The organism is Spirosoma humi (assembly GCF_054776575.1).
Map to the genome: position 1 here is coordinate 508534 of NZ_BAAHBR010000008.1, position 13241 is coordinate 521774.

A 13241-nucleotide genomic window follows, 5' to 3' on the forward strand; every position below is an offset into this window, starting at 1 on the left:
TTAGTTGGGGTTTATTTTTTGTCAGGACAATTCCTTGATACTTTGCTCGATTTTGCCTTTTACTAGGCCATTCAGACGATCATCCCGGAGCAATTGCCGGAGGTGTTTGATCGACCGTTTCTCCTGCAATTTCACCATCACATCGGCCAGCGCCGACTGCACCAGCGGAGAATCCTGTTGAACAATCGACTGCACCAGGCCCTCGCGTACTTTCGGGTTGTTGGCCAGTTTGGCCAGCGCTTCGAGCGTTACCAGCCGCACATTCACGTTCTGGTCATTGTTGAGGGTTGTCAGCAGGGCGTCAACGACCTGCCCGTTTATTTCACTGATTTCCTCCGTGTAACTAACTGCCCGCAGCCGTTCCGAAGCCGCCGGGTTTTCCAGTCCCGACAGAAGCATCATCTGGCGCATTTCCTGTATCTGTGTCGACAAGGTATCAATCTGTTGCTGATAGGCAGTGGCTGGTGTGGCCGTCTGATTAAACCAATAACCACCGGCTAGACCTATGCTTACCAGAACTAGACTGTAGGCCAATCGGTAGGCAAACGTCGGGGTCCACAGCTGCCGCAGCTTGGTTAGCAATGTATCAATTACGCTTTCTTTCTGTTCTGTAACGGTCTCCTTATACGTATCGAGCATAGCCTGGAAACGCACCCGCGCTGCAGCACTGGGCTCGGGTGCGGGCAGGTCGCCCATGAGTTGCCAAAGCTGACGGATCGAGTTGGCTTCAGCCTCGCAGGCGGGGCACTGCTTCAGGTGCATTTCGAGACGGGCCCGGTCGGAATCAGGCAACCGATTGCTCAACCAGTCGGCTAGCTGCTCGTTTGTCTGTTCACAAGTTGTGGGCTGTTCGTTCATGGTCAATAGTCAGATAAATTTTCTTCAACTCGTTCATCGCGCGGTGCACCCGAACTTTAACAGCTCCTTCGGTTGTATTCAGCACCCGGGCAATCTCGTCGTATTTTAGTTCCTGAAACCGGCTCAGAACCAGCACTTCACGGTAGTCGGTGTTGAGCCTGGCCATCGCGTTGTGAAGCGTATCCATCTCCTGTTGTTTCAGGATACGCTCGTCAGCGGCTGGTCCACCGCCCACCCGATCCGCTACGTCGGCCAGGTCATATTGCTGGGCCGACCGTTTGTTCTGCTTGCTATGGTCGACCAGTACATTCCGGGCCAGGTGGTACATCCAGGTTCGAAACTCACCATCGCCCGTGAAGGTGTGGCGGTATTTCAGCATTCGGTAGAACACGTTCTGCAACATATCTTCGCTGGCTTCCCGCTGACTGGTCATGTGGAAAAGGAAGCCGAACAGAGGCCGGTGGTATCGCTCAAAAAGCAACCCCATCACATCCATATTGCCTGCCTTTACCTGCAGCATGAGCGCGTTATCTGTCAGAGCGTTCAACCGTCTAAAGAGTATGTTTGGTGGATTTTGGACTGGAAACTGCGCGATACCGACAAGGTTACAGCGACGAACGAAAATTTCTGAATTTTTTTAACGATCGATGGCGCTACCAGAAAATAAAGCAGGCCACCGGATAGGGCGGCCTGCTAGTAGAAAGGCGTATGCTGGGAAAAGAAAGTTATTGATTGCCTGTTTTGATGCCGAAACTACGTTCGGTTTCTTTAATGATCGCCTGTTTTTCACGCTCCGTTTTGCCAACGACGTTGGCTGTCCGCTCGATGACCAGTTCTTCGCCGTCTTTCTGAAACGTGTACTGCATCCATAAACGTCCGTTCTCTTTATCCTCCCGAACCTGTACTGAAGAGGGCGCAACATCACTGGGAGACAGTACCGAGCTTGCGTTGGCTTCCATCCGATCGGCCTGGGGATCTGTAGACCCTGACGAGTAAACGATAGGCTCATCTGTTGCCTTTTTTATGGACTGTCTTTCGTGCTTTTGCCTGTTAACAAGTACCGTTCCGTTATCGGAAGCGGCCTGATCCAGAGAGTCGATAATATGATTTTCCAACGCTTTTACGGCGCGCTCATCCATATCAGCCACGTCGAACGAGCGACGGTAATGAACCGATCGGTCAGATTGCTCAATGTCTACGCGGATACGTAGCTGCCGACCGTCGTTCGTAACGTGTTTGCTGGACGAACGTTGTGCTAACGCGCTGAAACCAACCGTAAGCAGTAACAGGGTAAAAAGCGTTTTCATGGTATCGGCAAAAATAATTAGATCAGCTGGGTAGATTTACTCTATCCATCATCGTGCCAGCTCTATATGGTCCTGTTTGTCAGACAATTGATACATGAAGTAAATGGCAATTGTCCACTATCGGACAAATTCTGTACGACAGCGGACAATTGCTCATCTACCCTCTTTTCGCGTTTAATAGCTATCGTTTTGCTTCAGATAACCCGGTAAATTAGACGCCCCGTCGATGGCTGTCTGCGGAATCGGGAAAATTCGCTTCAGCTTATCGGTGTTGGTCTTTTCGGTCCAGGTTCCTTCGTATTTGCCAAACCGAATCATGTCGGTGCGCCGTACCATTTCCCAGTATAATTCGAAGCCCCGTTCGCGGTAGAGCAGGTCAAGGGTCATGGCCGTAAGGGCTGGTGGGGGAGTCGTTATATTCCGGGCGGCCCGAACGGTGTTTACATCGGCCAGGGCGCTGGCGGCATCACCACTTTTACGAAGTTTGGCTTCGGCCCGCATCAGGTAAATATCGGCCAGGCGCAGAATAACAATGTCGGCTTCCCCAAAATTACGACCACTCACCGACTTTTTGCTGAACTCGTACTTTTCAACGCGATACCCCGTGTTGTGGTTACTACCAGCTACCGTAAAGTCAATCTGTTCCGTAAAATCGACCGGCAGCGTGGGTTTGTTGCGGGTGTCGTTGAAGAGTTTACCCACCTTAAACTTCCCATCAGCACACTTCAGGAAAACTCCGTTCTTCCGCAGCAAGCCGTATTGCTGGCCGCGCAGAATGCCGCGGTTAATGTTGAAGTCTGCTTCGGCTACGCACGAATCTGCCGGGTTGGAATAGATGGTCAGGTTCTGCTTATAGAATCGGGGATCGACCGTTGGGTCTTTAGGCGCATAAGCCGTTGCCCACGTCTGATAATAATCAGGCGTAATGGCGGGACCATCGGTACCGTTAGCCGCCGGATAAGCCGGAATGGGAAACTGATCGCCGGATATGGAGAAGTACGCCAGGCGATTTTGCCCGTTGAGATCGGCCCGTTGATCAACCGCGAAAATCAGCTCCTTGTTGTCGTGATTGTTCGAACCAAAAATGGAAAAGAAGTCATTCGACAACTGGTACTGACCCGACGTGATGATTTTATCGCAGTACTCCACAACCTTGTCCATATCGTCGGCTCTGAACGTAAACGAAGCTGCAAACCGGTCCCGATAGACGCCTGAGTTAAGATAAAGCCGGGCCAGCAGACCCCAAACGGCTCCTTTGGTCAGACGGCCGGGCCCAACGGTGGTTGATAAGTTGGGTTCAACGGCCAGCAGTTCGCTTTTGAGATACTCCAGTGCTTTCTCATCCCGCAGAATGACCGACGTAGCACCCAGATCGTCTTTCAGGAAAACAACCCCGAATAAGTCGAACGCCATCATGTTGTAATAAGCGCGCATACCCCGGGCTTCGGCCAGATAGGTTTTGGCCGATGCGTCGTTCAGGGTTGGCAGCGTATTGATGGCCGTAATGGATCTCGATAGCCCCTGTAGAATGAATCCCCAGGTACTCCCCAGATTCGGGTCGGTGCTGGTGTAGGTGTGCTGGTGCATGGCAATGTAAATCCCATTATCGCCCCAGTCGCTGCCGCCCCTATACGGCAGAATAGCCTCGTCGGTCGAAATTTCCTGCACGTTGAAGTAGTTGGTATGCGTGAAAATATCGGGCAGACGGGCGTATACCGGCGCAATAATGCCATCAGCCGCCTGTTTGTCGGAAAGTCCCGTGGCTGAGGTTTCGTCCAGAATGACCTCGTTTAGATTAGTACAGCCATTTATGAATAATATGCCAACCAGGGTTAGCAAAATCGGTAATTTCGTTTTCATATTTTACGGATTAAAGCGTCAGGTTCAAGCCAAAAACAACGGACTTTGCTTTGGGGTAGCTCATGTAGTCAATCCCGTACGAGGAGATGCCGTTGATGGTACGGTCGGTATTTACTTCCGGGTCGTAACCATTGTATTTCGTAATCACGAACAGGTTTTGCCCTGTTACCGATACGCGTAAACCCGATACCCAGCGTTTGATACCCAGCGCTTTGGTATTGACGGTATAACCCAGCGACAAATTATTCAGGCGGAAGAACGAGCCGTCTTTCAGGTAGCGCGTCGATACGGGAGCCGGATTGTTGACGGATTCGTTGGGGTTGGCAATGGCCTCCGGTGTGGTGTTGAGGCCTTTCGACAGGCGTAGTTTGTAGAAACTGGAGTTGGCGGTGTTGTCGTAAACTTTGTTGCCCGACACCCCATTGAAGTTGGCGGACAAGTCGAACCCTCGGAACGATGAACTGGCGTTAAAATTGAACTGCTTTGTGGGCAGGGCACTTCCGGCCGGAACCCGGTCTTTATCCGTAATCAATCCGTTGCCATCTGTATCACGGTAGGTGCTGATTCCTTTGTCGTCGAAGCCCGTAAATTCCTTCAGGAAAAACGTACCGATTGGCTGACCGTTCACATACCCATTGATCGTTGCCGACGTCAGCCCCGAACCCTGTGCCGAGCCCGATGCAATAACTGAATACGGTGAGTTATTGACTACGTTATTGATAAACGTGACGTTGCCACCAACATCGAAACGGAAGCCACTTTTGGCCATGTAGTGATACATCAATTCCAGTTCGAGTCCTTTATTGGTGATGGTCATATCCGGCACGTTGGTCCAGAATGTACCTGCTGGCTGAACGGGGTCGGCCGGAATCACTTCGAGCAGGATATTACTGGACACTTTCCTGAAATAGTCGATGCCGCCGGAAATGGCACCGTTAAACAGGGCAAAGTCGAGGCCCACATCGGTCTGGTTCGATACTTCCCACTGAATATCGGGGTTGGCCAGTCGGGAGTACGACGTACCCGCCGGGTAGGGGCCCGTAGCCGTCAGCGGGTAACTGGTCGACGCGGACACCTGCGAGGTGAATAACGCCTGGGTAATTTTGGAGGGGATTTCCTGGTTGCCGGTCCGGCCCCAGCCCGCCCGTAGTTTCAGATCGCTAAACGGCGATGACTTCATGAACGCTTCTTCCGACAAACGCCAGCCCGCCGAGAATGAAGGGAAAATTCCGTACTTGTTGTTCGACCCAAACTTAGACGAACCATCTGCCCGGACGGTGGCCGTCAGCAGATATTTATCCTTGTATTGGTAATTGACGCGGGAGAAAAAGGATTGCAGTTCATTGAGCGTTGCATAGCCCGTCGGCTTATTGTTGGTCAGCGTCAGCTCCTGTCCCAGACCCGGATTGTAGATCGGCTGGATGTCCGAAATGGGGAATTTATTGATGCTGGATGACCGTCCCTGTAAGGAGAACTTCTGGTATGAATGCCCTGCCAGCGCCGTCAGGTTATGCACACCCTTGTTGTAGTTATACGTCAGGTAGTTCTCGATCAGCCGGTTGTTGTTATAGGTGTAGGTGGTTTCCAGCCGACCATCCTGAAAAGGTACCGCATTGGGCAGCGATTGCTGATTCCGAACCGAACTGGAGTTGTCAATTCCGAAGTTCAGTTTATACACCAGGCCGTCAATAATCCGGAAGGAAGGCGATATGCTCCCCACGATCCGGGTAATGTTGGTAATGTCCTGGTTCAGCTGGAGGGTCGTCAATGGATTGGTAATGGACTGGTATTGAGCTGGTTTGCCATTGGCGTCGTAAGCGGGGTACGTCGGGTTGTTCGCAATGGCACTCCCGATCATAATATCAATGAGCGGCCGCTCATTACTGGTGTAAGCCGCATTGATGTTCGCGTCGATGGTCAGCCGATCTTCCAGCAATTTCTGCGAGATATTGATGCGTCCGGTGTAGCGATTCATCTGGCTGCCTTTCAGGATACCATCCTGATTCTGCAAGCCAAACGAGCCGTAGAAGGTCGTTTTTTCGGAACCACCACCCAGCGACAGGTTATGGTTTTTGGTGTAGGCCGTCCGGGTAATTTCCTTCTGCCAATCGGTATTGCTCTTCAAATCATCGAGAACGCCCCCCACCAGAGGAACCTGTTGCCGGAATTCATCAGCCGAGAACACAGGCAAGGCCCGTGTCAGGGTAGAAATGCCATAGCTGGTCGTATAGTTGAGGGTCGATGCACCTGATTTGCCTTTCTTGGTCGTGATCAGCACCACGCCGTTTGCGCCCCTAGACCCGTAAATGGCCGTTGCCGATGCGTCTTTCAGCACGTCGATCGACTCAATGTCCTGTGGGTTCAGGAAGTTCAGTGGGTTAGTCACACCGCCCGTGCTCGAGTTGTCGAGGGCCAGACCGTCCAAGACAAAAAGGGGTGTACTACCGGTCCGGACGCCCCCTGGCCCGCGGATGGTGATCGACTGGGTGCTACCGGGCTCGCCACTGGCCGACGTAACGTTTACCCCGGATACTTTACCCTGCAGCAGTTGTTCGGGCGAGTTGATAATGCCTTTGTTGAATTCGGTGCTCTTCAGGGATTTAACCGCGCCCGTCATGTCTTTCTTGGCCGCGCTGCCATAGCCAATAACGACTACCTGCGACAATTCGGATGCTTCGGACTTCAGTTCTATATTGAGAACGGTTCGGTTGCCCACGACAACTTCCTGCTTTTCGTAGCCAATAAACCCGACAACCAGCACGGCGTTTCCGTCTGGAACCGATATGGAGTAGTCGCCATTGACATCGGTTGTGGTGCCCCGCTGGCTCCCTTTAATAACAATGGTACAGCCCGTTAGTGACTCATTGGTGAGAGCGTCCTTGACGCGTCCCTTTACAATAATGTCCGCTAGTTTATGGGTTAATGCTGCTCGTGTATGCCCGTAAATTTGCGGGGGCTGAAGCGCCAACGCGATAAGCAGACAACCCGTCATCAACAATGTCAGCGGGGGTGAAGCTGTGTAAAATCGATTCATAAGTGGCTCGGTTTGTGAAGAATAAATGGACAATAGTAAGATTGATAGACGTAGTTACAAAGTCAGACGGGCCTGTTAATGATTAGATAATAAGCCGCTACGGACTCGTGACGTATATCGCTAAGGAAATCAACCTGATACGGAAATCTACTCAGGTACAGCGCCGGGGAGTAACCAGTCGTATTAAGTAATTAAGAAAACAGGATTGAGCGTTGAGGCCCAATCCTGTTTTATATGTCTGACGACCGTTGCTATGTGAACAGAATGAATCAGTTAGGTATGTTATGGCATTGTTAACAAGAAGGCTGAGCGGTCGAAATGAGCACGGAGCGTAGTAGGATTCGTTAGTCGGATCGTAATGAGTTGACCGGGTTCATCAGGGCCGCTTTTACGCTTTGGAACCCTACGGTCAGTAGGGCAATACCGACGGCCAGTAAACCCGCCAGCGCAAACACCCACCACTCCAGGTCAACCTTGTAGGCAAAACTCTGTAACCATTGGCTCATGGCATACCAGGCTATGGGTGTGGCAATCCCAATGGCGATCAGGACCAGTTTTAAAAAGTCTTTGGAAAGAAGCGATACGATGCTGACCACCGATGCCCCTAATACTTTACGCACGCCAATTTCTTTGGTGCGGGCTTCGGCGGCCAGCGCGGCCAGCCCGAACAGGCCCAGGCAGGCAATCAGAACGGCCAGGATGGTAAACGAAAGCAGTAATTGACCCTGCTTTTGTTCGGCTTTGTATTGCCGGGAAAAGTTTTCATCCAGAAAATGGAAACTTAGGCTGGCCGATGGATCGAACTTCCGATAAACCGTCTGGATATACGCCAGCGCTTCTTTCGCTTCGCCGGACCGGATGCGGACATACAGGTTGTCCTGGTCTTCAGGTGCCGGAATTTGTAGTACCAGTGGTTCAATTTTGTGCTGAAGCGAATAGGTGTGAAAATCCTTTACTACACCAACCACCTGCGATTCAATCGCTTTGTCCATACTGATGTAGGACATTACCCGCTTGCCGATGGGAGAATGCCAACCCATTTTCTTCACCAGTGCTTCGTTTACCAATACAGCACCCGTCGCATCGCCGGGCGATGAGGCTGCGAAATTCCGCCCCTCCAGAAGCTTGATTTGCAGGGTGTTCAGGTAGTCGGCATCGACTGCGAATTTCTGCACCACCTGCGAACCGGCGGGCATGACACCATTCTGCTCGAATTTCATCCCCTTCGTACCGATATTATTATTGCCAATCGGATTGCTGGCGGCCGATACTGCTTCAATAAGTGGGCTTTTTCGTAACTCCTCTTTCAGGGCCTGAACTTGTTTGCGCGGGGCTTCGCTTTCCAAATGAAACGTGACAACCTGGTCTTTGTTGAAGCCAAGGTCTTTACGCAGTACATATCCCATTTGCCGGTAGATGACCCACGAGCAGGCAATCAGGCCGACAGCCGCCACGAATTGAAAGACGACCAGCGCCTTTCTAAACCCAATGCCGCCAATCTTGCTGCTCGTTTGCCCTTTTAGCGCTACGACCGTTCGAAATCCCGATAGAAATAAAGCCGGATAGATGCCGCTTCCCGCTCCTAACAATAAGGCAAACAGCGCCACAACACCCAGCATCAGCCAGGGGCCATAGGTTGTTAATGACAAAGACTTGTCGGCAAGTGCATTGAATAGGGGTAAGGCTATGTTGGCGAATACGATGCCAACGAGGCTGGCCAGCAGCGCCATCAGAACCGACTCGGTGATGAACTGCCCGACGAGTTGGCTCCGCTGTGAGCCAATTGCTTTTCGAACGCCCACTTCGCGCAGACGGCCTATCGACCGGACAGTGTACAGATTCACATAGTTAATGCCCGCAATGAGCAGGATCAGAGCGGCCACCAGGGCAAAAATGTATACGGTTTGGCTATTGCCATTGGTGCTGGCTTCGTAATCCAGATGCGAATGAAGGTGAATGGAGGGTAACGGCTGGAGTTCCATCCGATAGGTTATATCCGAGCCCATTTCCTTTTTCAGGTATTTGGGGAAGAAGCCTGCTAACTTGGCTTCCAGGGCTTTGGCATCGGCGGCTTTATTGAGTAATACGTAGGTATACAGTTCAAAACTCTGCCAGCCGTTGGTGTAGTTGGTTGGCATCGATCGCAAGGCGCTGAATTGCAGGTGCGAATTCGTCGGTACATCGGCGATAACCCCGGTTACGATGTTGACAAAGTGATTGCTGAATTCAATCGGTTGCCCGACGGCTTTGGACGCATCGCCAAATAGCTTCTCGGCGAGGGTTTTAGTGATCACAATACGTTCGGGCTGAGCCAGCGCCGTAGCCGGATCGCCGTACAGAAAGGGAAACGTAAAGACATCGAACACCGATTGATCGGCGAACATGACATCGTTGGTTTCGATTTTCTTGTCGCGATAGGTAATCATCCCACCGCCTTCGGGATAGAGCCGAACGGTCTTTTCTATTTCGGGGTAATCGTTTTTCAACGCACCCGCGAACGGGGCCGATGTAGGGGCTAGTTTCAGGTTGCCGCCCGCCCATTGGGCATACTGCACGACCCGGAAAATTCGGTCGGCATGGGCATTGAATCGGTCGTAGCTCAGCTCATGCCATACATACAAAACCATCAGACCTACGGCGGCTATACCCACGCCCATGCCGACAACGTTCAACGTGCTGAACAGCCGGTTTTTCCAGAGATTTCGGAACGCGATTTTTAAGTAACTGCGGAACATGAGCGATTAGGGTTTAAGCTAGTTAAGAATACAGACTGTACGCCAAAAGTTGTACCATAATGGTAATGGATTGATAATTAGTTAGTTGATATTGTGGGCGATGTGTACTGTCCGAATGTGGACAAGTTTTTGTACAGTTGCGGACAACAGACCAGAAACTACCGATAGCTTTGCCGACTCAGATGCTTTCGGGCGAAAGGCCTACAACCTAATGGGAGTAGGCTTTTACGTCTACTCACAAAACCACGAACGATATGAAAACAGAACTGGAAAAGATGCTGGCAGGTGAACTATACGACGCCAGTGATGCCACCTTGGTACAGATGCGAACCAAAGCCCGGACGTTATTCTCTGAGTTCAATCGGACGCCCTACGATACCGAGCCGGAACGCCAGGCAATTCTGGGTCAACTACTGGGCAGCATGGGCACCAACATCAATATACAACCGCCATTCTACTGCGATTATGGGTCAAATATCAGCATCGGTGCAAACGGATTTCTGAACTTCAACTGCATCTTTCTGGATTGCGCCCAAATTACAATCGGTACCAATTTTCAGTGTGCGCCCAACGTGCAGTTATACGCAGCCTATCATCCCGTCATAGCGGCTGAACGAATCAAAGGGCCGGAACTGGCCGCCCCCATTACCATCGGCGATAATGTCTGGCTGGGTGGCGGAGTCATCGTTTGCCCCGGCGTAACCATTGGCGATAATACAACCATCGGGGCCGGTAGCGTAGTCACGAAAGACATCCCTGCCAACGTATTTGCCGCTGGAAATCCCTGCCGCGTCATTCGGGAATTGGCGTAGAGCCGCATAGTTGCGGCTCCTCCCGACCAGATGGTATTGCTGATTGAATGGTGTTACTGACGCATGTGAGAGACGCCAATATGCGTCTCTACTCAGATCGTAATGATTTGACCGGATTCATCAGGGCGGCTTTTACGCTCTGGAAGCTTACGGTCAGCAAAGCAATACTAACGGCGAGCACGCCGGCTAGGGCGAACACCCACCAGGATAGCTCTATTTTATAGGCGAAATCCTGCAGCCAGCGATCCATGACGTACCAGGCCACGGGTATCGCGAGTAGAATGGCTACGCCAACCAGCTTCAAAAAGTCTTTGGAAAGTAAGGTTACGATACTGGTAACCGATGCGCCAAGGACCTTCCGTACCCCAATTTCTTTGGTACGCTGCTCGGCCATGAACGTAGCCAGACCGAACAGACCCAGGCAGGCGACAAAAATGGTCAGACCGGCGAACAGACCCAGAATTTGCCCGATTTTTTGTTCAGTCCGGTAAGTATCGTTGAAGCGTTCATCCAGAAAAGAGTAGGTAAATGGAGCCTCCGGCGCGAGCTGGCTCCACTGTTTTTTCAGGTTTGCCAGCAGGCCCGTCAGGTCTTTAGTTTTCACTTTTACAATGACCGTTCCGGCTGTATTGCCCAAGACCATTACGAGGGGCGTGATGCGCTCGTGCAGCGATCTGAAATGGAAATCTTTGACCACGCCAATGACCCGGTAGGTGCCTTTGTTACCTTCATTATTCGTATTGGTCAGGGTGTGCCCAATGGCTTTGTCGCCCCAGCCCAGTGTTTTTGCCGCAGTTTCGTTTAGAATGACGCTGGCCGAATCCGTACCGTACTCGGGAGAGAAATTCCGCCCGGCGGCCAGTTGCATACCCAGGGTTGGAATATAATTGTAGTCGACATCGTATCGGAGCGTTTTAACCAGTTGAGTGGCGTTCGTTTCGGGATACACCATGAAGTTATTGTTGTTGCTGGGGCCAGCGGGCAAATAGCCCGATGTGCTGACATTCACTACGTTGGGGTCCTGCATGATCTGGCTGCGGAACACATCTTCCTTGTTGCCCAACAGCCAGGTTTCCGGCAGTACCAGTACCTGATCTTTGTTATAGCCCAGCTTTTTGTTTTGAATGTAGCTCAACTGCCGGTAGACCACCGTCGTACTAACGATCAGCGTGATCGAAATGAAGAACTGAATGACAACCAGTCCGCTTCTCAGGCCGACACTTTTGCTGTCGCCGGTAAACTTGGCGCCTTTCAATACCGCCACCGGTTTAAATGAGGAGAGAAAAAAAGCGGGGTAACTCCCGGCCAAAACACTCACCAGCACACCCAAAATCAATAGCCCCGGCAGCAGCCACGCATTCGCCAGGAAGTTGAGCGTCAGCGTTTTCCCCGCCAGCGTGTTGAAGGCGGGCAACGATGCGTAGACGATGCCAATGGCGATTAACAACGCGATGCCCGTGAGCAGCATTGATTCAATTAGAAACTGGCTGGTCAGGCTTTGCCGGACAGACCCCAGCACTTTTCGGATGCCCACTTCTTTAGCACGTTTGGAAGCACCCGCCGTGGATAGGTTCATGAAGTTTATACAGGCAATAACCAGCATGAACAAGGCAATAGCCCCGAATATATAAACGTACTGGATGTTGCCGGGAGGGGAAAGGTCGTAGCCAAAACTGGAATAGAGGTGAATGTCGGTCAACGACTGTAAAAACAGGCCAAGATCATTGCCTTTCTGCCGGAATTGGCTCATGCTCATGCCAAACGACTTCTGGATCTGCGGCCCCATGTATTTGTCCACCACCTGTGGCAACTTGGCTTCGAGTTGTTTGTAGTCGTAGCCGTTGGGCAAGACCAGATACGTGAAAAATTCGGACGTCATCCAGGAGGGTGAATTAGCCTCCGGAAAGCTCGCCATCGATGCAAAAAAGTCGGCCTGAATGTGAGAATTTGCGGGCATCCGGTCAATGATGCCCGTAACCTGGTACGTTGTATTCCAGCTTTTGATCGTCAGGACTTTGCCAATCGGGTTGGCATCGCCAAAGTATTTATGGGCTAACTCCTGCGTGATAACCGCGGTGTTGGGGCGAACGAGTGCTGTTTTTGCATCGCCCTGGAGCAGTGGAAACGTGAACACCTGGAAGAAATTGGAGTCGACGTAAACGAGTGATGCATCGCGAAATGTCTTATCGCCATAGGTAATGAAAGGGGAGCCACCCATACGCAGGCGTGTGGCTTCCTGCACTTCGGGATAATCGGCTTTCAGCGTCTGGGCAACGGGGCTCATTACGTGTGATTCATTCAATTTTCCGCCCTGCATGGACCCCCGAAAGAAGACCCGAACAATCCGGCCCGCCTTGTCGTGGAAGCGGTCGTAGCTCAGTTCGTCGAGCACGAACAGGCTAATGAGCATGCAGGTTGCCAGGCCAAGCGCCAGCCCAATGATGTTGATTGCTGAGAAGGCCTTGTTGCGAATCAGATTTCGCCAGGCAATTTTAATGTAGTTCGTTAGCATGAGACACCGTAGTTTTTCTGGCAATGTGCTATAGTATATATTTCAAATGACGTACCATGATTGTAGTAGCCTGTCTGACAGTAGATTGCGGTTTTTTGTAAATGGCTCGTGTCCGTAAGCGGA

Annotated in this window: 8 protein-coding genes; 1 reads left to right on the forward strand and 7 read right to left on the reverse strand. The window is 51.5% G+C overall.

The genetic code is table 11. From position 1 onward, the window contains the following. Window positions 1-21: 21 nt before the first annotated feature. The 6 genes from ACYU8Y_RS10855 to ACYU8Y_RS10880 form a co-directional block, all read right to left on the reverse strand. Window positions 22-858, reverse strand: a complete 837-nt coding sequence (locus ACYU8Y_RS10855) for a HEAT repeat domain-containing protein (protein WP_460937006.1) — start codon at window positions 856-858, stop codon at window positions 22-24. Further along, window positions 833-1378, reverse strand: coding sequence for an RNA polymerase sigma factor (locus ACYU8Y_RS10860; protein ID WP_460939022.1), 546 nt, complete (start codon window positions 1376-1378; stop codon window positions 833-835). Before ACYU8Y_RS10860 ends, ACYU8Y_RS10855 begins: the two co-directional genes overlap by 26 nt. Window positions 1379-1583: 205 nt before the next feature. Beyond that, window positions 1584-2165, reverse strand: coding sequence for a hypothetical protein (locus tag ACYU8Y_RS10865; protein WP_460937008.1), 582 nt, complete (start codon window positions 2163-2165; stop codon window positions 1584-1586). A gap of 174 nt (window positions 2166-2339) precedes the next feature. After that, entirely contained in the window at window positions 2340-4025 is a 1686-nt protein-coding gene (locus tag ACYU8Y_RS10870) for a RagB/SusD family nutrient uptake outer membrane protein (RefSeq protein WP_460937010.1), read from the reverse strand. A 10-nt stretch (window positions 4026-4035) separates the two neighbouring features. Beyond that, the gene (locus ACYU8Y_RS10875) at window positions 4036-7059 is read right to left on the reverse strand and encodes a SusC/RagA family TonB-linked outer membrane protein (RefSeq protein ID WP_460937012.1); all 3024 of its coding nucleotides are present in this window, start codon (window positions 7057-7059) and stop codon (window positions 4036-4038) included. 344 nt (window positions 7060-7403) lie between these two features. After that, window positions 7404-9794 (reverse strand): ABC transporter permease, encoded by a 2391-nt coding sequence (locus tag ACYU8Y_RS10880; protein ID WP_460937014.1) that lies wholly within the window; start codon window positions 9792-9794, stop codon window positions 7404-7406. 254 nt (window positions 9795-10048) lie between these two features. Between ACYU8Y_RS10880 and ACYU8Y_RS10885 the strand changes: the two genes are divergently transcribed. Then, on the forward strand, window positions 10049-10606 hold the full coding sequence (locus tag ACYU8Y_RS10885; RefSeq protein WP_460937016.1) for a sugar O-acetyltransferase: 558 nt from the start codon (window positions 10049-10051) through the stop codon (window positions 10604-10606). 88 nt (window positions 10607-10694) lie between these two features. Here the strand turns inward: ACYU8Y_RS10885 and ACYU8Y_RS10890 are convergent, their stop codons facing one another. Then, the gene (locus ACYU8Y_RS10890; protein ID WP_460937018.1) at window positions 10695-13118 is read right to left on the reverse strand and encodes an ABC transporter permease; all 2424 of its coding nucleotides are present in this window, start codon (window positions 13116-13118) and stop codon (window positions 10695-10697) included. Window positions 13119-13241 lie beyond the last annotated feature (123 nt).

Coding starts and splice junctions, on each gene's coding strand:
- ACYU8Y_RS10865 (WP_460937008.1), bottom strand. CDS start 2,165: ATGAAAACGCTTTTTACCCTGTTACTGCTTACGGTTGGTTTCAGCGCG.
- ACYU8Y_RS10870 (WP_460937010.1), bottom strand. CDS start 4,025: ATGAAAACGAAATTACCGATTTTGCTAACCCTGGTTGGCATATTATTC.
- ACYU8Y_RS10860 (WP_460939022.1), bottom strand. CDS start 1,378: ATGCTGCAGGTAAAGGCAGGCAATATGGATGTGATGGGGTTGCTTTTT.
- ACYU8Y_RS10875 (WP_460937012.1), bottom strand. CDS start 7,059: ATGAATCGATTTTACACAGCTTCACCCCCGCTGACATTGTTGATGACG.
- ACYU8Y_RS10885 (WP_460937016.1), top strand. CDS start 10,049: ATGAAAACAGAACTGGAAAAGATGCTGGCAGGTGAACTATACGACGCC.
- ACYU8Y_RS10880 (WP_460937014.1), bottom strand. CDS start 9,794: ATGTTCCGCAGTTACTTAAAAATCGCGTTCCGAAATCTCTGGAAAAAC.
- ACYU8Y_RS10890 (WP_460937018.1), bottom strand. CDS start 13,118: ATGCTAACGAACTACATTAAAATTGCCTGGCGAAATCTGATTCGCAAC.
- ACYU8Y_RS10855 (WP_460937006.1), bottom strand. CDS start 858: ATGAACGAACAGCCCACAACTTGTGAACAGACAAACGAGCAGCTAGCC.